General features: G+C 68.8%; 18 protein-coding genes and 6 pseudogenes. 11 read left to right on the forward strand and 13 right to left on the reverse strand.

Features of this window, described 5'->3' with window-relative positions:
- Positions 1 to 312: pseudogene (locus tag ACFY4A_RS39045) on the forward strand (hypothetical protein); the annotation flags it as partial.
- Between the two features lie 291 nt (positions 313 to 603).
- Here the strand turns inward: ACFY4A_RS39045 and ACFY4A_RS39050 are convergent.
- From ACFY4A_RS39050 to ACFY4A_RS39060, 3 genes and pseudogenes are all read right to left on the reverse strand, one after another.
- Positions 604 to 1,144 (reverse strand): annotated as a pseudogene (locus tag ACFY4A_RS39050) (hypothetical protein); the annotation flags it as partial.
- A gap of 117 nt (positions 1,145 to 1,261) precedes the next feature.
- Positions 1,262 to 1,477: a hypothetical protein gene (locus ACFY4A_RS39055; protein WP_390834075.1), complete on the reverse strand. Its 216-nt coding sequence runs from the start codon at positions 1,475 to 1,477 to the stop codon at positions 1,262 to 1,264.
- 657 nt (positions 1,478 to 2,134) lie between these two features.
- Positions 2,135 to 2,671, reverse strand: a complete 537-nt coding sequence (locus tag ACFY4A_RS39060; RefSeq protein ID WP_390834076.1) for a hypothetical protein — start codon at positions 2,669 to 2,671, stop codon at positions 2,135 to 2,137.
- 468 nt (positions 2,672 to 3,139) lie between these two features.
- On the opposite strand from ACFY4A_RS39060, the gene ACFY4A_RS39065 reads away from it, so the two are divergent.
- A complete protein-coding gene (locus ACFY4A_RS39065; protein ID WP_390834077.1) occupies positions 3,140 to 3,517 on the forward strand; it encodes a hypothetical protein in 378 nt (125 codons plus the stop codon).
- Positions 3,514 to 4,851, forward strand: a complete 1,338-nt coding sequence (locus tag ACFY4A_RS39070; RefSeq protein ID WP_390834078.1) for a caspase domain-containing protein — start codon at positions 3,514 to 3,516, stop codon at positions 4,849 to 4,851. The genes ACFY4A_RS39065 and ACFY4A_RS39070 overlap by 4 nt, the downstream gene beginning before the upstream one ends.
- Positions 4,852 to 5,132: 281 nt before the next feature.
- Here the strand turns inward: ACFY4A_RS39070 and ACFY4A_RS39075 are convergent, their stop codons facing one another.
- Entirely contained in the window at positions 5,133 to 5,414 is a 282-nt protein-coding gene (locus tag ACFY4A_RS39075; protein ID WP_390834079.1) for a hypothetical protein, read from the reverse strand.
- A gap of 266 nt (positions 5,415 to 5,680) precedes the next feature.
- On the opposite strand from ACFY4A_RS39075, the pseudogene ACFY4A_RS39080 reads away from it, so the two are divergent.
- Positions 5,681 to 5,767: pseudogene (locus ACFY4A_RS39080) on the forward strand (IS5/IS1182 family transposase); the annotation flags it as partial.
- Here the strand turns inward: ACFY4A_RS39080 and ACFY4A_RS39085 are convergent.
- From ACFY4A_RS39085 to ACFY4A_RS39105, 5 genes and pseudogenes are all read right to left on the reverse strand, one after another.
- Positions 5,760 to 6,470, reverse strand: a complete 711-nt coding sequence (locus tag ACFY4A_RS39085) for a KUP/HAK/KT family potassium transporter (RefSeq protein WP_390834080.1) — start codon at positions 6,468 to 6,470, stop codon at positions 5,760 to 5,762. The pseudogene ACFY4A_RS39080 and the gene ACFY4A_RS39085 sit on opposite strands and share 8 nt — an antisense overlap.
- Before the next feature lie 526 nt (positions 6,471 to 6,996).
- Positions 6,997 to 7,449 carry a hypothetical protein gene (locus tag ACFY4A_RS39090; protein WP_390834104.1) on the reverse strand — a complete coding sequence of 151 codons (453 nt, stop codon included), beginning with the start codon at positions 7,447 to 7,449 and terminating at the stop codon, positions 6,997 to 6,999.
- A gap of 70 nt (positions 7,450 to 7,519) precedes the next feature.
- Positions 7,520 to 8,602, reverse strand: a pseudogene (mobF, locus tag ACFY4A_RS39095) (MobF family relaxase); the annotation flags it as partial.
- Positions 8,603 to 8,745: 143 nt separating this feature from the next.
- Entirely contained in the window at positions 8,746 to 9,531 is a 786-nt protein-coding gene (locus ACFY4A_RS39100; RefSeq protein ID WP_390834081.1) for a Ku protein, read from the reverse strand.
- 893 nt (positions 9,532 to 10,424) lie between these two features.
- Entirely contained in the window at positions 10,425 to 10,634 is a 210-nt protein-coding gene (locus tag ACFY4A_RS39105; protein ID WP_390834082.1) for a hypothetical protein, read from the reverse strand.
- Positions 10,635 to 11,025: 391 nt separating this feature from the next.
- Here ACFY4A_RS39105 and ACFY4A_RS39110 point away from each other — a divergent pair, with 391 nt between their 5' ends.
- The 5 genes and pseudogenes from ACFY4A_RS39110 to ACFY4A_RS39130 all read left to right on the forward strand — a co-directional run bounded on the left by ACFY4A_RS39110 (position 11,026) and on the right by ACFY4A_RS39130 (position 12,906).
- A complete protein-coding gene (locus ACFY4A_RS39110; protein ID WP_390834083.1) occupies positions 11,026 to 11,364 on the forward strand; it encodes a DUF6233 domain-containing protein in 339 nt (112 codons plus the stop codon).
- Between the two features lie 170 nt (positions 11,365 to 11,534).
- A complete protein-coding gene (locus ACFY4A_RS39115) occupies positions 11,535 to 11,843 on the forward strand; it encodes a GNAT family N-acetyltransferase (protein WP_390834084.1) in 309 nt (102 codons plus the stop codon).
- A gap of 1 nt (position 11,844) precedes the next feature.
- Positions 11,845 to 12,375: pseudogene (locus ACFY4A_RS39120) on the forward strand (hypothetical protein); the annotation flags it as partial.
- Between the two features lie 89 nt (positions 12,376 to 12,464).
- Positions 12,465 to 12,800 carry a hypothetical protein gene (locus ACFY4A_RS39125; RefSeq protein WP_390834085.1) on the forward strand — a complete coding sequence of 112 codons (336 nt, stop codon included), beginning with the start codon at positions 12,465 to 12,467 and terminating at the stop codon, positions 12,798 to 12,800.
- Entirely contained in the window at positions 12,784 to 12,906 is a 123-nt protein-coding gene (locus ACFY4A_RS39130; protein WP_390834087.1) for a hypothetical protein, read from the forward strand. The genes ACFY4A_RS39125 and ACFY4A_RS39130 overlap by 17 nt, the downstream gene beginning before the upstream one ends.
- 123 nt (positions 12,907 to 13,029) lie before the next feature.
- On the opposite strand, the gene ACFY4A_RS39135 is transcribed toward ACFY4A_RS39130, so the two are convergent.
- Positions 13,030 to 13,947 carry an NADP-dependent oxidoreductase gene (locus tag ACFY4A_RS39135; protein WP_390834088.1) on the reverse strand — a complete coding sequence of 306 codons (918 nt, stop codon included), beginning with the start codon at positions 13,945 to 13,947 and terminating at the stop codon, positions 13,030 to 13,032.
- Between the two features lie 459 nt (positions 13,948 to 14,406).
- Here ACFY4A_RS39135 and ACFY4A_RS39140 point away from each other — a divergent pair.
- Positions 14,407 to 14,607 (forward strand): annotated as a pseudogene (locus ACFY4A_RS39140) (hypothetical protein); the annotation flags it as partial.
- A gap of 241 nt (positions 14,608 to 14,848) precedes the next feature.
- Here the strand turns inward: ACFY4A_RS39140 and ACFY4A_RS39145 are convergent.
- The 3 genes from ACFY4A_RS39145 to ACFY4A_RS39155 form a co-directional block, all read right to left on the reverse strand.
- Positions 14,849 to 15,283 carry a hypothetical protein gene (locus ACFY4A_RS39145; RefSeq protein WP_390834106.1) on the reverse strand — a complete coding sequence of 145 codons (435 nt, stop codon included), beginning with the start codon at positions 15,281 to 15,283 and terminating at the stop codon, positions 14,849 to 14,851.
- Positions 15,284 to 15,371: 88 nt separating this feature from the next.
- A complete protein-coding gene (locus tag ACFY4A_RS39150; protein ID WP_390834089.1) occupies positions 15,372 to 16,604 on the reverse strand; it encodes a hypothetical protein in 1,233 nt (410 codons plus the stop codon).
- Positions 16,601 to 17,704: a TOMM precursor leader peptide-binding protein gene (locus tag ACFY4A_RS39155; RefSeq protein ID WP_390834090.1), complete on the reverse strand. Its 1,104-nt coding sequence runs from the start codon at positions 17,702 to 17,704 to the stop codon at positions 16,601 to 16,603. Before ACFY4A_RS39155 ends, ACFY4A_RS39150 begins: the two co-directional genes overlap by 4 nt.
- Positions 17,705 to 18,102: 398 nt before the next feature.
- On the opposite strand from ACFY4A_RS39155, the gene ACFY4A_RS39160 reads away from it, so the two are divergent.
- The gene (locus tag ACFY4A_RS39160) at positions 18,103 to 19,023 is read left to right on the forward strand and encodes an ArsR/SmtB family transcription factor (protein ID WP_390834091.1); all 921 of its coding nucleotides are present in this window, start codon (positions 18,103 to 18,105) and stop codon (positions 19,021 to 19,023) included.
- Positions 19,024 to 19,070 lie beyond the last annotated feature (47 nt).

The raw sequence follows: 19,070 nt of genomic DNA on the forward strand, positions 1-19,070 counted from the left end.
TCATTCGTGCTGGCCACCCGGGCACTACTCCTTCTCCGCCCTCGACTCAATGAATCATCCAGTATGCCTGACTCAACCTACTTTGACAGAGAGGGCGACGAGGAGATCACCACCTGGGTGGACACCACCGCGTTCGGCGGTCAGAAGTTTGATGCGCTGGCCGCGCACGCCAGTCAGGGCGAGAACATCTTCTTCCTCAAAATGGGCCGGAAAAGGTTCACCGAATTGATGGGCGTCGAGACCTTCGTACGTGTCCAGGACACCACCGGCGCGGCCGTGCCCGAGAACGACCTCTTCGCCGGCCTGCGCTGATCCGCCCGCCTTCCCGGGGCCTGAGAAAACTCATGGTCCCTGCGGCTCGATCGAGCGTGCTCGCACACCTGGAGGCTTGTTCGCGTGGGTTCCGCTCCGGCGGCGCTTGATCATCAGGGTGGCCCTGCTCAGTAGCGTGGCGGTACGAGGACGCCAGTCCCCCACCCGGGCAGGGCTGTTGAGCGGGGAACATTCGACAGGGCTCTGCCTACGTCGGCAAGGAGAGGTGCCACGGTGATCCGCCCGGGGCCAGGTCGACGGCGGCGTGCTGGCCGCGGTCGATCCGTCGTTTCAGGTGAGGTTCCGCGCCACGATCAGCCGGTTGGTCAGCTCCACTGTGGCGAGGTACCACCAGAAGATCCAGTCCAGGAACGCTTCGTCGTAGTCGCCGCGCTGGTCGGCCCTGCGGTGGCGCAGGTCGTAGCGGTTGGCGATCTCGAACAGCGCCCCTTCGTCGGGCTTGCCGACCTGCTCCTTGATCAGGGCGCGGCGTTCTTCGAGGGTGCCCGCGAGGGTGACGATCGCCGATCGCTTGCTCTCGGCTGACGTGTCGCGTCCCCGGAAGAGGGCGATGGCGTGGCGGATCCGGGTGGTGATGGCTGGGGCGCTGTCGTTGAGGGCGCGGTGCACCAGTGCGCTGCGGGCGTCGTCAGTGACGGCGACCAGGCGCCCGAGGTCCTCTCCTTCGGCAGCAATTCCACGACCTGGTGGGCCACCCCCGCATGCGGCGCTCGATCAGCCCGTAGAAGGTGTCCTCGTTCCATGTCTCCGGTGCCAGGGGCCACAGATGAGGGATGCCGAGACGCCGGTCGATCACCTCGGAGGCGTCAGGATTTCGCTGCGGTAGTTCTTCTGGGGGCTCACCGCGGCCGGCCTGAAGGCACAGGCATGCCGCCCGGGAGGGTGAGGCAGGCGCCATGGCCGGTGGCTCCTGAGGGGCTTTGCCCGTTCAGCGCGGGGCTTCGGCGCCGCCGTGGCGGACCCGTCCCAGGATCTGCTCGTGCAAGGCGGCTAGGCCCTCCGGCGGCACCCGGACGGTGCTGCCTGTGAGGACGTACCACTCGTCTGCGTCCGTGTACTGGATGGTGATGCCGGCGCGCCCGTCGGGCAGCAGGCGGGTGGCGACGGTGAGGTCGCCGGTGATGACGCCGACCTCATCCGTCATCGCGCCGCCGGGGCCGGCCTTCACCGGAGTGGGTGGGCGGGCGGCTGGGGTTGCGTGAGGAGATGGCCGACGGGGCATCGCGGGTTGGAGGCGTGGCTGATGGCGCATCGCAATACGGTGCCGGTCGTGACGCGGCTGGCGCAGTCCGAGGAGCGGGCTGTGCCGCGCAGTGTGCCGTTGCCGTTGTTGGAGCCGCATCGTGTGGTTCCTCCGGACGGGCCGCTGGAGGAGGTGTCGTGTCTGCCGTGGCGGCTGGGTTCACCGATGACCAGTGTGCCCGCCGGTCAATCGGGTTGGACGGGCAGAGGGCCGGCAGGGCCGTAACCGTGTTCACCGGCAAGGACGAGGAACTTGGCGAAGATCTCGCCCTTGTAGGACCGGGTTGCGTTCCACCGTCACGTGCTGGCCCTCGCGGTGATCCAGTGCAGGCGTGAGCTCACGACTCCGCCCTTGGATTGTGGGCGAGCATCATGCCGCAGATTGGGCATCTGCGGCACGTTCGCGCGTTCCGACTGTGTACAGCCGTCGAGGCGCGGGCGCCTCGGTCAGGCGTTGGTGTAGGTTCGCGCCGCCATTGTCATTGCAGACCGCGGTGACCTGCTGCTTGTGCTGCTGTCTCATCAGATGTCCCGCAGTTTCCGGTTCGCTGGCATTTCCTCAGGCGGCATCGCCTTGCCGGTCCTGATCCGGCTTCCAGCTCTGGTCGAACCAGGTGATGAAGTCCTTCACTGTTCCGACGCGGGCGATCCTCTCGTGGATGGCCCGCTGATCGTGGCCAGGGAGGAAGTCGCCCCGGCTGATGGGCCTGCCGCATCCGCAGTTGCATTCGCGTTTGCCCAGGGGGGAGTCGAAGTTGGTGATGGGGTTCTGCTGGGCGCCGTTCGGGGCGGGCTTGCCGACGTAGTGGTCGTGGACCGGATGCCCGGGGCCGAGGATGCGCCCCTCGAAGGCCCGTCGCCCACCGCGCACGTCGACAAGCCGGTCGATCTCCATGGCCTGGCGGATGATCCCGCCACCGTTGACGACCGCGAACCGCTCTCGCTCGACGCGCGATCCGGGCATCACCCAGACTCCGCGGGCGATCTCGTAGAGCTGACGGTCGGACAGCCCGTCGCTCCAGCCGATCTGTGAGCGCTGGAGAGGATCACTGATCGGGTCGACATCCTTCTTCTTGCCGAGAGTGATCTGAATCATCGCGCCTCCCTGCGAGGCCGCCTCGTGGTCGGAGAGGACGAGGCAACCCGTTCAGGGTAGACCATGCAGCCCCGTTATAACGGGGTATCGTGAGCTTGGCCTCTGGAAGGAATCGACCCTTCCCGGAGCGGCGACCGGGCAGGCCACATCAGCCGTTGGACTGTCGCGATAGCCTGCCCCTGGGTGAGCCTTGGGCCAAGTTGTCGGGCGCTACCAAGGTCTATCTAGGACAGTTGATGCCGCGAATCTGGGCGCGTCGGTCGTGTCGGCCCGGAGTCCTAGCTCAGACACCCGGGGAGCACGTAACCCGCAGGTTAGGCCCAGAAGTGCCAGGTCGACGCCGCTTGCACCAGCGTCGCCCAGTTCGTGGACAGCTTCTGGCCCGCTTGTTCACCCTCCGACCTCGCTGATCCACTTTTCCGTAGTCCAGGACCGACGGGACGGAATATGGGCCAGGATGGACCCGTGATGAGCGAAGGTGAACGGGAACTATGGTTGCGCGTATCAGGTTCGGAAGACGAACTGCGGTCTCTGAGGGACTGGTTACGTCATGAGGACGGACTGCGGGGCAGGGTGCGGGCATTCCAGTCCCCGCTCGCTCCGGGGGAGATGGGCGGAGCGCTGGATGCGCTCGCGGTGGCCGTCGGGTCCGGAGGCATGGGCGCGGTGCTCGCCAACTGCCTGTCCACCTGGATCGGCCAGCGACGCTCTGACATGCGGATCACGGTGAGCACGCGAGACGGCCGCACCGTAGAGGTGGACGCCAAGGGCGTCGACCCGCAGGCGCTCGCGCGGGATATCGAGCGCCTGCTCAACAGCGATGAAACGGAGGGAAATCCGCAGTGACGCGGTTGCCGGACCCGGACCGCTCGCGCGCCATTCTCATCGGCACCGGCACCCACGCCGACGGATCCGGTCTGCCCAGTCTGCCCGCCATCGGCGCCAACCTCGCAGACCTGCGGCAGGTGCTCACCGATCCGGTCACCGGCTCCCTGCCAGTGGACCATTGCATCACCGCAGCTGATCCCGCCACCGCGGGCGAGGTAGGTACCCTCCTCGCCCGCGCCGCCGCGGAAGCGACCGACCTGCTGTTCGTGTACTACAGCGGGCACGGGCTGGTGGACGAGCGGGGCAGGCTCCACCTCGCACTGCCGGGCACCGATACCGCGGACATCCGCTGGACCGCGCTGCCGTTCGAAACCTTGCGGGAGGAACTGCTCGACAGCCCGGCGGCGATCCGGGTGCTGGTTCTGGACTGCTGCTTCTCCGGACGGGCCATCGAGGCGATGACGAGCGGGCACAGCACGGTCGCCGGGCAGATCGACGTTGCCGGCACTTACACGCTCGCCTCCACCTCCGCGACCGCCGTCGCCTACGCGCCCGAAGGCGCGACGCACACGGCATTTACCGGCGCCCTGCTTGCGGCCCTGCGGGGGCCGGTGGCGCTGAACCTGGACGACCTCTTCGACGAGGTGCGACGCGATCTCGCAGTGCGCGATATGCCGCGACCTCAGCGCCGGGTGGTCAACAACGCTGGCAATCTCGTCCTGGTGCGTCCCCCTGATCCGACTGCGCCTCGCCCGGCCCCTGCGAGCGACCCGCCTCCCACCGCGTGGACAGACCCTGGCGCCTCTGCTCCGCCTCTTCCCCTGTGGCACCAAGGCAGCGTCACAGCCCTGCCGGAGTCCCGGCGTCCGAAGGTAGAGATCCGCATCCCGCCTTGGGTGTGGCTGCCGCTCCTACTCCTTGCGGCCGGACTGATCGGGTGGTATTGGCTGTACACGCAGACACACTGGGACAGGGGCGACCTGAGAGCCGCAGTGCAGCAGGCAGCTGTGGAACTGGGCAAACAGTCGACGTTCGCGGACGAAGACCTCCGGATCCACATCGCAAGGCTCATCGACGAGTCGGGCAAGGGGCCACCACATGGGATCACGCCCTCGGTGACACGCATCGCGAAGCCCGACAGCGACAGCAACGCTGGTGACTACGAAGTCACCAGCCAAGACATCGCCTTCTGCATGCACGTCACCACGACTCTCAAGGCTCCCGGCCACGACCTCCTCCCCGCGACCGTCAATTTATCCGCCACGGTCACGGATGGAACCTGCCCCACCGCCAGCCGCCCGGGCGCCGGCAACGGATCGAGTCCGTCATCGACACCCTCAAAGACCAGCTAAGTGGTCGAGCACGCGGTGCGAGGAGTCCGCCGTCCCGAAGGGCGGCGAACTCGTTGGACGTTTTGCCCATATTTTTGCCCTAGTACTGCAATCACAGTTGTGGGGTTTGACCTCGGCGTTTGTAGTGGCTCAGCCGGGCGCGGGTCTGACTGAGCCGTCCCCACCATGACCAGCACAGATGGTGCGTCGGGGGTGAGGTGCTGTGGGCGGAGGAGAGCGGTCCGATCAGGCGGCGGATCTCCGCAACGGACAGGGGTATCAGACGGGTTTGTCCAAGATCGCTATCCGGCCTGCAGGACGGTGCCCCACCGGTTGTGCAGGCGGCGGTAGGCGAACCTGTTCGGGTCGGCGTCCAGCCCGGCGGTCTCCTTCCACCTGCGCCAGGCCCGGACCGGGCAGAGGTGGGCGCGTGAGCCGTAGGGCACCTCGACCGTGCGCGGGGCGACCTTGCTGACCCGGATGTCCACGATCAGCCAGCGGCCCTCGGGGTCCTCGGTGACGTCCCGGACCCTGAGCCAGGCCAGTTCGTGCTCGCGGCCGGCGACGGCGAAGTGCAGGGTCATCAGCGACAGGTCGCGGACGCCTGCGCGCGTGTCGGGCAGGGCGGCGGGAGCCGGTCAGCGGCTACCAGGGGGAACAGCCGGTCCTGCTGTCCCAGGCCTTCGACCTGGCAGTCCAGGAGACCGGGCTGGGCGTACGAGAGCTGGCTCAGGAACTGGCCTGGCCGATGCCGCGGGTCAGGGAGTTGCTGGGGATGCCGGACAGCCGACCGGTGCTCCGGCTGGTGTGATCCTGTGCCACTGCCCGCGCGGGCATCCGGCCCGTCGGATCTTTCGTCACGCTCCGTGTGCTCATCCGACGCTCGACGACCCGCTACCGCTGGGACGACCGCCCCACCACCCGGCGCCTCAAGTGATCCATTTGCCGGTCGGTCTAAGGGGCGGGCAACGACCGAGAATCTGCGGGTGGTCGGCGATGCCGTCGATACCGCTCACGCCGATGGCCACGAACCAGACGATCATGACCGGCCCGAACACCCGGCCCACCGCCGCGGTTCCTCTACGCTGCACCACGAACAGCACCACGATGATCACCGCAGTGATCGGCACGACAGCGCTGCCCAGCGACGGCTCGACGACCTTCAGCCCCTCAACCGCGGACAGCACCGAGATCGCTGGGGTGATCATGCTGTCGCCGAAGAACAGCGACGCACCCAAGATGCCCAGTGCAGCCAGTACGACGGCGACCCGCCCACCCCGCTGCGAGCCCCACCGCCGCAGCAGGGTGATCAGCGCCATGATGCCGCCCTCGCCGTCGTTGTCGGCGCGCATCGCCAGCAGCACATAGGTCACCAGGACGATGATCACTACCGACCAGAACACCAGGGACACCACCCCGTACACGTTCTGGGTGGTGACCGGGACGGGGTGCGGGTCGCTCGGGTTGAACACCGTCTGGAGGGTGTAGATCGGGCTGGTTCCGATGTCGCCGAAGACCACGCCCAGAGCACCGATCACCAGCGCGAGGCGCACCGTGTCGTGCGCGCTCGCCCGAGGAGCCTCCGGCGCCCGCGATGCGAATCCGTCATCTGACGCGGTTCTCTGCCGGCGACCGGCCATGGTGATCCTCCTCCGTGCGGCCTGCTGAACTGCAGGCCAGGGCATCGGAGCGGACGATACCTATCCCATAGCGCAACCTCCGGTAGGGAGTGCCGCTTCGTCTCGAACGGCGTCTCGCGTTGGCGGCCCGTACGGCAACCTCGCAGCGGCTCGCTCGCCCTCCAGGCACGCTGCTATTTCACTGAACTTCGCATGTGCGGATGAGCGAGTCGGAGTAGCGGATGAGAGCCGCTCTGAACGTTCTGAAGAAGGCGATCCGCCTCGTACGCAGAGGCCATCCCATCCAGTCCGCACACATCCGATCGGATACGGGGCTCCACGCGTGCGTTCACGCCACCAGCACAACACCAGGGCGTACGCGGTGTGTACGTATCTCGGTGCACGGCCTCAACTCACAGTCGCCAGATCACGGCTCGCCAACTACCGATCAACGTCGCAACGGCAGGACGGAGATCTCTCCCCCGCCCCGCGCCCGGAGTCTATCCACAGGCCCGCGCCCCGAGGATCGATCTTGAGGCCGCCGCGATCAGCGAGGCGGCCCGTAGGTGGGGAGCGGTCTATGTTTCAGAACCCCGCTGTGCCGCTCGCCCCGATGACCCCGCACGCGGTGTTCAGCGCCTTCAAATACCTCCGGGCGGTCCAGGCCGGCGACACCAAGGCCGCCGGCGAGTTCCTCGCCGACGAACCGGGGATGCCCGCGCTGCTCGTGGACGTCGCCGAGCGGATCGTCGTCCCGGTCACCGCGCTGTGCGGCATCGACCCGGATCCGTGCGACGACTCCTTCGCCCTGCAGGCCGTCGGACGCGTCTTCGTGGCCACCCTGCACAACTTGGGCGCAGACTGGGCCGGACACGGCGAAGGGCATCGCCCAGGCCGTCATCAGCATCACCAAAGAGATCCTCACCCAGGACAAGAGGACGTCGCCGACATCCTCCGGCACATGGGAGCCGTCGGCCTGGGCCAGGCCCTCGATGCGCACCCCCGCACCGGCCGGTGCGCACCCGGTGCGCCTCACCATCGTGTAGGGCGCACCGTGGATGGCGGTGGTGCGCACCGAGTGCGCGCCACCGCCGGACGATGCAGCGCGCCGCGCGCATCGAGCACCGCGCCGCGCGTATCCGATGCGGGGGCTTCGTGCGTGCGCGGGTCAGCGGACGCACCACGGCCTGGTCCTCGGTGTCGCGCGGCTACAGCGCGCGGAGGTCGGCGGTCATCATCCGTCGGCCGGCCGGACGGGTGTAGTCGTCGACGACGGTCTGCACGATCTGTTTGTCCAGGCCGGGCTGGTGGGGTCGGCCGCGCAGGGCGTAGGCGAGGTGGCGTCGGGCTTCGGCGAGCAGGTGCCGGCGCTTGAACGCGCCGCGCATCACATACACCACGGCGACGGTGTCGACGGCGGCCAGGGCGACGTCGACCACCGGCCGCGCCCTCGCCCACACCGCTGCGGCCGCCGCCCGTGCCCGCTTCGCCAGCCGGTAGACGACGCAGGCGCCGAACGCTTGGATCGCTGAGGCCCGCCATCGCTCGCGCAGCTCGGACAGCGACCGCGGCACCTTGCGCTTCGGCGGGCGCGTCCGGTCGGCGGCCTGCCGGTCCAGCGCGTAGGCGGCCCGCTCCCCCGGCGGGTGCCCCTGCCTCTCTTCGTAGTCGGCCACGAGAAGGGACAGCGCGTCCTCGATCTGCTGGCGGCGGGTCGACTGCCAGCCGATGAGCCGCCAGTCGATGCCCGCGATCTCCATGACCGGTCGTCGGCCGGGCGTCACCTCACGCGGCTCCCAGGCCCACCCGAGCCGGGCGGACACCTCCTCCATGAAGTACAGGGAGTAGAGCGTGCCGGCGGCGACGATGTGCTCCAGCATCGAGTCCGCCGACAGGTTGCCCCACGTCCCCTTGTCGTCCGGCCGCCGGGCACGGATCGAGACGACCGCATGTTCGTGGAGCAGGGGCTTTCCGGCTCTGGACTCGTAGTGCCGGAACACCGCGACGATCAGTCCGTCCTTCACCCGGGCCCGGTGCTTGCCGCCGCTCCCCCAGCGGATCTCCGCGACCGACTCCTCCAGCCACGCCAACGTCTTGTCCCGGGCGATGTCGTGGCAAAGCTCCAGCACCAGGCGGTCCTCCTCACTGAGCAGCGCCTGCGCAGCTCGGCCAGTTCGTCCAGGCTGATCTCCGGGGTGGCCTGGGTGCAGCGACTCCGACGCTCCTTATCGTCTCGAGTTCACACCAACAGGAACCCGTCTGCATAGGAGTTGGAAGCCAGCCCGGCCAACAACGGTTATGGCCGATGCCGTGCCGATGGACGCTTGTATACCCGCTCGGCAGCCCGGACGCTCTCCTGCAGTGCTGTCATCAGGTCCAGCACCGGGGTAGGCTCCGCCGGCTCGACGAGCTCACCGTCGGTGATCTTTGCGTCCACGAGCTGCTCCAGGGCGTGGGCGTAGTCGTCGTGCACCTCGCGCACGTTGATGCCGGTGAGGTCCCGGATCAGCACCTCGGCCAGTTCCAGCTCCCGGTCGGTGACCGGCGTGGAGGGTGCGAGGTCTCCGGGGTCGCGCAGCTCGTCCTGCCACAGGAGAGTCTGGAGGATGAGTATGCCGTGGCGGGGGCGGAGCAGCGCCAGGCGCTCCCGGCTGCGCAGGGCGAGTTTGGAGACGGCGACGTTGCCGGTGCGGGCGAGTGCCTCGACGAGCAGGGCGTATGGGCGGTCGGCGTCCGGTCCGGGACCCGCGTAGTACGGCCGTCCGAAACTGATCGGGTCGATGTCCTCGAAGGGAACGAAACCCAGCACGTCGATGGTCCGCTTTGTGGGCAAGGGCAGGTGTGCGAGGTCTTCCTCCGTGAGCGGCACCATGCGCCCGTCTGCCAGGGCAAAGCCCCTGCCGACTTGTTCGTAGGGGATCTCCCGGTTCTCGGCCTTGCAGAAGCGGCGATGCTCGACGCGGCTGCCATCGGCGACATGGATCTCGTGGAGGCGCACGGGATGCTCCACCGTGGCCGCATACAGCCTGATCGGCAGAGCAACCAGCCCGAACTGGATCATCCCAGACCACACGGCCTTCATGCATCCAGAGTCATTCGCCAGCAGATGGTGCGCATCCCGGCCGCGGACCGCCCCTACAGCGGCGGGGTGTTCGGGCTCGCTGGCCCTGGAATGCAAGGCCAACCACCGCTGCGCATGGCCAGCTCCAAGCATGCACTGACGGTGACCGAGACCTTGCCCGCCTTACTGTCCAGGCAGGGACGGCGGCCCCTGCCCAGGGCGCTGCGTGCAGGGGCCGTCCATCGCCCTGCGGTCCTGTCACAGCGCAAGGCACTACGACGCTAAAACCCCAGCACCCAACCCCGCTCGCTCGGCGCGTCGGCAGGGTGAATGACTCCCCTCCCCTACGCCTCACGGCCATCTTCACCACCCGCGGCGGCACCCAGTGGTCCTGGTCACCGCGGCGGTCCGCATCAAGATTTTTGTCGCGACCCTCGCTCACGGCGTCAGGCGGGTCGGACACACGAAACGGGAGTACCAGGGCCCCGGAAGGTCTTACCGGGGGCCGGCAAGGGCAGCGGCCCTACCCGATCGGGCAGCGAGTCCGACGGTCGGCTCATCGGACCGCCCACTTAAGGGTCCGCACGTGGCACACAGCTTCGAAGAACTCGTGAAGAGGCAGCGCGCAGCGGACGCAGCGCAGGCACAGGTCGAGCAGCTACGCGACCGGTACGGACCGCCCGCCCGCGAGCCGTGGAGCGAGCAGCGGACCGAAGCCGCGCGGCACGCGACGGAGGAGGACTCCTATAGCGGCGGCGTGTCGACAGCCGGTACTCGCCGCCTGCCCCTTGCTCCTGCGTGCGTGCGGGTGGCAGCGAGGCAGGCGGGTTGCGGTGGCGGCGGAGGATCTGCCGCAGCGCACGGCCGCGGGCGGGGTGCGGGCGGTGAGCCATGGCGCCCAGCATGGCAGGCGGTCAGCCCTCGCCCGGCCACGACATCAACACGCTGCCCTGCTGCTCATCGGTGAGGGTGATGCGGGCGCCGGGCATACTGCCGTACTCCCCCACCCATGACGAGAACTTGCGGCGGGCTGTCGTCTCGCTGCCCCACCAGCCCTGTGCCACCGGATGGCCGGCCGCCGTCACGATCAGGTGAAAACGCTGTGAGCCATCCACGGCGGTCATTCCTGTCCTTACTCACAACTGCCAGCTGCGCCCCGGCCTCCGCTGCGGCAGCACACAGGTCAGCGACGATCTCGGCCACCGTGCCCGACACCCGAGACGGCTGCAGGTCAATGGTGGCAAGGAGACAGTCCCGGCAGCGGTCCAGCCACCGGCGGCCGTAACCGAGAACCTCGATGATCCCCGCCGCACGGGCCGACCGACCACAGCCCACGCACGGGACCGGATTCCGGCCGACACGGGCCGCTGCCTCCCGGTGGACCTGCCAGGGCGGGGCCGGAGTCAGGCCGGCGGGGTCCATGGCAAGGCGGTGCAGCACGTCCTCGATCGCCATTCGCGCTTCTCTCCGGCCCCCTGGATTGCAGTCTTCCACTCCGATCATAGAATCGAACATGTGAACGATCTGCCGCCTGACCTGCCCCGCCTCCGCATCCTGGAGACGTGGCTCGTCCTCACCCTCGACCGGGTACGGCAGCAGATCGCCACAGCCGAACGCCGCGAGCAGGAGCGCCAGCGCGGTGAGCAGGCCCGGCCGGCCGCACCCGACTGGATCCTCGAAGGCGGCCTGAACCGTGACTCACCGCCTGTCGCCGTTCACGTCGGCGGCTGCCATATGGCGGGCAAACGCTGGAAAGGCGTACCTCGGGACGTCGCCCTACGAGCACTGACCGAAGGCATCGAGGCCTGCGGGCACTGCCGGCCGGACGCCGAGCTCGGCCACCTGGATGGCTAGGCGCTGCGAGGCGATCACCATCAACTCCTTCAACCGGGTCTCCATCCTCAGCAAGCACCCCGTATGGCAGACCGCCACGCCGCAGCCGGTACCCGGGTGACCGTACGAACCCCTCCGCACCTACATTTACGCATGGCCGGACACCGGACCCCACGCCCGAAAGGCTCACGATGACCATCGAAATCACCGACTCCCCCGACACGCATCGCTACGAGGCCCGCGTGGACGGGCAGCTCGCCGGCTTCGCCGAGTACCTGCGCACCAGCGAGAGCGGGCTTGTCGTCTTCACGCACACCGAGGTCGACCCGGAGTTCAACGGACAGGGCGTCGGCTCGGCGCTGGCCCGCGCGGGCCTGGACGCCGCGCGGGCAGACGGGCTGCGGGTGCTCGCGGTGTGCCCGTTCATCACCGCCTGGATGGCCCGGCACCCCGACTATCAGGACCTCGCCTATAAGAGCCGCAGCAAGGTCGAGGACTAGCTACGGCTACGGGCCTGATCTGCGGACCCACCTCGCGCAGGTACTCAGCGCTCGCCGGAGCGTTCACCTGGCCACCGTCCTCATGGCCGTGGAGGACGAGAATCTGACTGAGCCTCCTGCTGACATGCTGGCTGTTCTCTCAGCCCGTGGCCTGCGGATGCCGAGCTCCGACGAGTGGGAACACGCTTGTGGCCCCGGGGCAGACACCCTGTTCCGGTGGGGAAACGACTGCCCCCTCGACCGCATCCCCTATGGGGATCGCTCCGGCCCGCAGAACCAGCTGAACGCCTTCGGCATGCATATCGCCTACGACACCTATCGCACGGAGCTGACGAGCGATGTCACTGCGGTCCACGGCGGCGACGGGGGCGAGTCGGTGTGCGGCGGCTACGGCCACATGCTGGCCTGGCTACCCCTGGCCACCGCCAACCGTAACCCTTCCATGGTCGAGTTCGTGTACGGACCGGACGGAGAAGACATGTACGAGAACTTCCCTGGTCAGGGGCCCGCCCGGCTACTGATCAGTGAGTGAGGCGATCGTCTTCCGGTCAGCCACCTGGTCTGGTTGAAGTTCGGCTCGAAGGAGGCGACCGGCGTCGACCAGCCGTCGGGGCGGGGGTTGTGCTGCCGGGACCGGGTGCGGAGGCCGTCCGGCAGCCGGCCCGGATCGAGAACGTGCTGACCGGGGTGCGGCAGTTCCTGCTGCACGGCATCACCGTGAAGGCCGTGCCCGCGCGCGTGCTGTCCCAGCTCTACGAGGTGGCCGAGGACTGGGAGTTGCCGCCCGAGGCCCACGGTGTGGAGGCGACGGGGTACCGGATGCGGCCGCGTCACCGGGTGAAGGTCCCGCGCAAGAAGGGCGAGCGGGCCTCGGACCGGGAGATCGTGGAGCTGTTCCTGGCGGCGCGCAACGCCCGCGACCGGTTCATTGTGCCTCCGCGTGATCACCGCGGTTGACGCCGTCCTGGACCGCTGCCGAGACCACCTTCCCGTCTCCCTGCGCCAGCTCTACTACGTGCTCCTCAGCGACGGCGTGCTCGCCAAGACCGAGCGCGACTACTAGCGAATGTGCGAGTACGTCGGTATGGCCCGCCGCTCGGGCCGCATTCCCTGGGTCGCGATCAGCGACGACACCCAGATCGCCGTGGAGGCGCCGCCCTCGTTCGCCGGGCCGCCGCCCGAGTCCTCACGGACAAACGCGGATGATCGTCTTCCCCTGGCGTCGCTCGGTCGGGTTGAGGGCGGCGACGGCATCGTCGAGGGTCGCGACGTTGCCGATGTTCGTGCGCAGTCGTCCGTCCCGCACCCGCTGGACGATCTCTCCCAGTTGGGCACGATCGGACTCGACAACGAAGTCGATCGCCAGGCCGTGGGCGGGCCGCGCCTCAGGGATCCCAACGACGGTTACCAGTGTTCCTCCGGTCCGGATCAGGCCTGCGGATCGCTTCTGGATGTCGCCGCCTATGACGTCGAAGACCAGGTCGACTTCGCCGACGTCTTCCAGGGTGTCGTTGTCGAGGTCGACGAACTCCATTGCGCCGAAGTCGAGTGCCTTCTGACGGTCGGCGGCACGTCCGGTGCCGATGACGTAGGCGCCGGCCTCTCGTGCGAGCTGCGTCACCATCGTCCCGACTGCGCCAGCCGCGCCGTGCGCGAGGACGCTCTGCCCCGCCTGGAGGTGGCCGTGCTGGAACAGTCCCTGCCACGCGGTGAGGCCTGAGATCGGAAGGCTAGCGCCCACGGTGAAGTCGACGTCGCCCGGCAGCGGCGCGAGGTTGCGTGCCTCGACGGCCGCGTGCTCGGCGAGGGTGCCGTCGCGATGCCAGTCGGTGAGGCCGAACACGCGCTGTCCCACCGAGAGACCCGCCGTGCCGTAGCCGAGGGCGGTGACCACTCCGGCCAGCTCATGTCCGGGGATCGACGGTGTTCGGTCGCGGTCGAGGCGATCGGTCCAGGTCGAGGGCCACGCCATCTCCGTCGGGACGAATCCCGACGCATGAATCTGAACGACGACATCGTTTATGGCCGGCTCCGGCTCGGGCCGCTCCGTCAGCGTCATCCCGGCCGTTCCTGCGGCCTGGTCCGTCACCACGATCGCTTTCATTTGGACACCTCTCTGTATCAGTCCTCGCCCGCACGGCGCCTACGGTTCATGAGTGTTAGTGGTGTCAGACCTCGGCGTCTTACCCCGCTGATCGGCACAGGTGTGGAGCGAGGACATCGTTGTCAAGCGCCGCTTCGAACCGGCTGACCGCTTCCCCGGCGCAGGCACACCACTGCCGCATCTGCTCCGCCCATCGCGGAAGAGTCGGTGATCGCGTTGTTCGTGTCGGTTAGAGGGGGCAACTGTCATCCGGTTCCGGTCGATGCTGGTCAAGTCGCGTGTGCACACTGGCATGGTCGCTGCTCCTCGGCTTGATCGCACGCGTTAGGCCGGTTGCTCCTGCCGCTTCGGAAGCCGCCGGTCCGGCCGACGGTCCCGGCCCGTGACGTGTCCGGCCGGTCCGACGCGGCTGTCGACCAGGCCGTGCGGCAGGCCCGCGAGGCCGGATACTCCTGGACCATGATCGGCGAACGCCTCGGCGTCGCCCGCCAGGCCGCCCGCCAGCGCTACGCCAATCGCGTCGCCCAGACACCTTCAACCGTCGGCCTGATCCGCGGCCGCGACCTGGAGGCCGGCCTGGCCGCCGCGCTGGCCGCTGCCGAGGCCGACCATCTGGCTGAGGCGGGCACCGAGCACATCCTGCTGGGCCTGCTCACCGACGGGGTGGCCGCCGCCACTCTGGAACGGCTCGGCGTCAGCCGTGACAAGATCCGCGACGCTGGCCACCGCCTGTTCGACTACCCCTGCGAACCTGCACACGAAGGCCTAACCGTGTTCTCCGCCGAGGCCCAAGCGGCTCTGGCCGGCGCCGAGCAGCTGGCCACCGAACGCACGCCAGCCTGCGCGCCGGTCGCCGTCACCACGCCGCAGCTGCTCGCCGTGATCGCCCCCCAACCCCGGCTCACGCGCCCGCCGCGTCCTCAACGACCTCGGCGTGGATGTCGCCGATGTCAAGCGGCTGCTGCACTGCTACATCAACGTCCCACGCACTCCTTTCGGCCGCCGCTCCCGGCGTGGCCGGCCCGGCAAGAAGCAGGCGGATCGCTGCTTCTTGCAGCAGCTCCAGGCGCCGGGCGTTGACCCGCTCAAGGTCCCAGCGCGACTCGGACAGCAAGAACTGCAGCCGCTGCACCGCCGGATGCTGGGCGCCCGTCACCGGCTCGGCCCCGGCCAGGGCCGTGAGCGTCTTGTTCCGCTCCCAGCGGGACCAACAGCCCGGCCAGGTACTCCCGGAACCCACGCCGCTGTGCCAGCGAGGAAAAAGATCATCGAACCGGGCCGGATACTTCTCCAGCGGGCCCGGGGCCAGCGGGCACGGCCGCCGCGCGGTCACCATCGCGACCACCTCCGGCCTGCAGGAATCCCTCCACCTGCTGGCCTACCGCGCACGCTGCCCCAAGGCAACGAACCACCGCTAGCGGAGACTATCCCTGGCTGTCCGCCCCCGCAGCGGTCCTGACCCGCCGTACCAGGTCGCTGGTGGCGAGTCCCGCCGCCAGGCACTCGGGCCCGAGGACCAGCCCCGCGCACAGCAGGCTGTACCAGAAGTCGCCTGTCAGTGGGCCCGCGGCCAAACCGTCGGCGGCCCATGTCACCACCTGCCAGGCCACCGGCAGCACGAGCAGGGCAAACCAGGCGGTCACTCCCACGAACCCGGCGAGCCACACCCAGCGGAACCAGCGCCCCGCCTTCACATCGGCGGGTGCGGCCGCCGCTAGCTCGGCAGTCTCCCCCGCGCTCAGCCGCCCGAAGGCGCGCCGCAGCATCAGGGACTTGACCCGCCACAGATCGCGGCAGCCCAGCGCGTTCACCAGCACTGCGTACAGGTCGGTGCGCAGGAACACCATGCATTGCCACAACACCTGGGTCACTTTGATGAACACCCAGGCGGCCAGCACCGAGTCGACCACCCGGGGAGGCGTCCAGGACGCCGTCTGTATGAGCAGCCGCGTACCAACCAGACCCGCGAGCGTCACGGCGTCGACGGCGAGTCCGGCGAGCAGCGGTCCGTACCGCTGCCTCCGGGGCACGGTCCACACCTGGGTCAGGTCCGTCTCGAACACCAGCAGCGCCATGCGGCGGTCGATGCCGAACCGGGCCTCGATGCCGCAGGCCCGCGCCCCGAGCCAGTGCCCGGCCTCGTGCAGTGCCACCGCGGCCATGGCGAACGGCACCAGCAGCAGGGCGCTTGCCCCGATGTCCGAGAAGACGAACGCGTCGTCTGCGGGCCGGGGGACGAGTGCGGGGCGCAGGGCGAACACGGCGACGACGAACAGGGCACAGACCGCGTAGACCGTCCACGCCACCCGACCGAAGAGGGGGCGGACGGTGGCCGGCGACACCCCGCGCAGCCAGCGTTTGTTCTGGATGGGGGCGGTTCGTGTCGACTTCACCTCACTGCCGTCGTCCACGAAGCCCAGGTCCCGCAGAGTCTCCACGAATGAGGGGATGTTCACCGGCTGCCCCGCGAAGGCCTCGGCCTCGGCCGCGGTCTGCTCCAGGGTGGCCCCTCGCTGCAGAGCGGCGATCACGACGCCGCCCACCGCAGGCATGCTGACGAAGGTGCCCGCCACCGGGTCCCCCACGAGGACTTCGTCGCCCTCCGCGACCACGCTCAGCTGCCGCAGTCGCACGCCGCCCGGCCGGGGGTCAGTCATGGCGCGCTCACCCGCCGTGGGGCCCGCACGCAGACCGGACAGTCCGGGTTCTCGGTGAATGGATGCCACTCGGCGGTGAGTCCGGTCCGCAAGTCCAGCACCACGCGGCGGCCCGCCGCCCGGGGCGGTTCGAATCCGGTCAGGTAGCGCAACGCCTCGTAGGCAATGAGCGAGCCAACCTGCATGGCGATGGGTGCTATCAGTGGGTTGCTGGGGCGGTGGCGCACGGCCAGCCGGGTGGTCGCGCCCGCCACCGACTCCTCTTCGTGATCCGGGACATCGGTCTGGTCGCATGCCAGACAGGGGGAGCGGCCGGGGTCGACCGACGAGTACACCAGCGTGGTACGGCTCGCCCCGCCGAGAACGTATGGGACGCCGCGGCTCACGGCCGCTTCGTTGATCCACAGGTTGGCGTCGGGATCGCCGTCCAGGCCGCCGACGACGATGTCGACGCCTTCCAGCAGATCCGTCAGATCGTCCGGAGCAGACACCCGGCGCTCGACGGGGCGCGCCGTGATCGCGGGGTCGTACTGTCGTACCCACTCGGCCGCACGCTCGACCTTCGAGCGCCCAAGATCCTCATTGCGGTAGAGGAACTGCCGGGCGAAATTCCTGCTCTCCACCACATCACTGTCCAGCAGCGTCATCTCGCCGACACCCAGGCCGGCCAGGCACTGCACGACGGAGGACCCGCCGCCGCCCACCCCGAGAACCAGCACATGGGAGCGGCGCAACCTGCGCATGTACTCCGCACGGGAGCGCCCCAGGTCCGCGTACGAGCCGAAGAAGGTGAGGGTGGAGAAGTGCCGCTCGTCCGCCGCCGCGTCACCCAGCCCGCGCTCCTCGGCCGCTTCAACGAGTCCCAGCTGGTCGAGCCCCTGCAGACCGGTGGCGACGTCCGCCTCCGACACCTCGAAACCCTGCCCCTTGAGAGCAAGGGAGAGCTCGGCGGCCGTCTGCGGGGTCCGGGTGAGTTCGCCCAGGAGCGCCGCAACCATGCCCCTCGGGTCGTCGAGGGTGATGGCCTCCCGCGGGTCGAAGACCACGACGAGTTCGTCGCCGACGGTCTCCCAGGCACATTCCTTAAGTGTGATGCGCATCGAAACTCCCAGCTGAGAAGACGGACAAGCCCCGTGAGAGGGCGACTCTCGCCCTCTCACGGAGGCGTTGTCAGTCAGTGGCTCAGACGCCATTGCCGTTGACGGTCGCCTTGACCGACTCCACCTTGCGAACCTTGATCTCCATGGGATCCACCTCCCCTCGCCGAAGCTGGTCAGTAGCCTGAAGCCGAGCGCTTACGCGCTGCTGGCACGCGGCTTACCCAGTCGGTAGCTTGTGCACCGGCATGTTCAGCCGGGGCGCTGAGAGACAGTCTGCGGTAGGGCGAGTTCAGGCCGCTATGCCTTTCATGCCTGCCCAAAAAGGTCAGGTCAGGCCATGATCGGCCGATGTGATGCGTCTACAGTTCACCGCAGCCGACTTACGCAACATCACTCTCATGGCCCCCTACGCGCTGGAGGAGACCGCGCTCAGCGTGCGCCTCCTACGCGTCGGACCGGCTGGCGGGCACGGGACGCGGCCCGGTCCAGGGCAGTGGCACCGGCGGTACTGCACCGGCGCGGCAGCCCGAGCCAGGATCCTTTTCGATCTGGTCTCCCAAGAGAGGTTTTTGCCCGACTTCCTGTTCCAGCCGTCGGATGACTTCGACACCGCCGTTGCCCTGGCCGCACAGACGCCCGCTGAGCAACTGGCAGCCGACATCGCCCAGCTGCCCGCCCCCGCGCACACCAACCGCCGGCTACGGGAACTGGCCGAGGGCGCATCCGCGGCACGCCAGGACCTGGCCAGGGATCTGCGGCGCTACTTCAGCTCCTGCCTGGCCGACCTGTGGCCGCAGATCCAGGCCGGCGCCGCCGCCGACCGGGCCCTGCGGGCCGAGACACTACTGCGCGGCGGCGTCGACGCCCTGCTGGTCACACTCGGCACCTGCTGGCGCTGGGAGCCGCCTACCTTGCACATCCCCTGGCCCGGCACCGACGACATCAACGTGCCCCTGTGCGGACGGGGCCTGGTGCTCGTCCCCTCGTACTTCGGCGGGCCCGCGCTGATGTACCGGCCCGAGGAAGCCACTGTGCTGATCTACCCGATGCACGCCGGAGAACCGCCCGCCGGGGGCGCGGACACTCTCGGTCCCCTGCTCGGCCGCACCCGCGCGGCCGTCCTGGCCGCCATACGCCACCCCGCCGCCACCACCACGGTCGCCAACCGCGTCGGCATCTCCCTGCCCTCCGCCAGCCAGCACACCACCGTCCTACGCAACGCTGGCTTGATCACCACCACCCGCACCGGCAGCGCCGTCCTGCACACCCTCAGCCTTCTGGGAGAAGCCCTCCTCCACGGCGACACCGTCATGGGGTGACCTGACCCCATGAAGTTCTGATCTGGACAGCCTGATACTGGGACGGA

The organism is Streptomyces sp. NPDC001292 (assembly GCF_042896465.1).
Classification (GTDB): Bacteria; Actinomycetota; Actinomycetes; order Streptomycetales; family Streptomycetaceae; genus Streptomyces.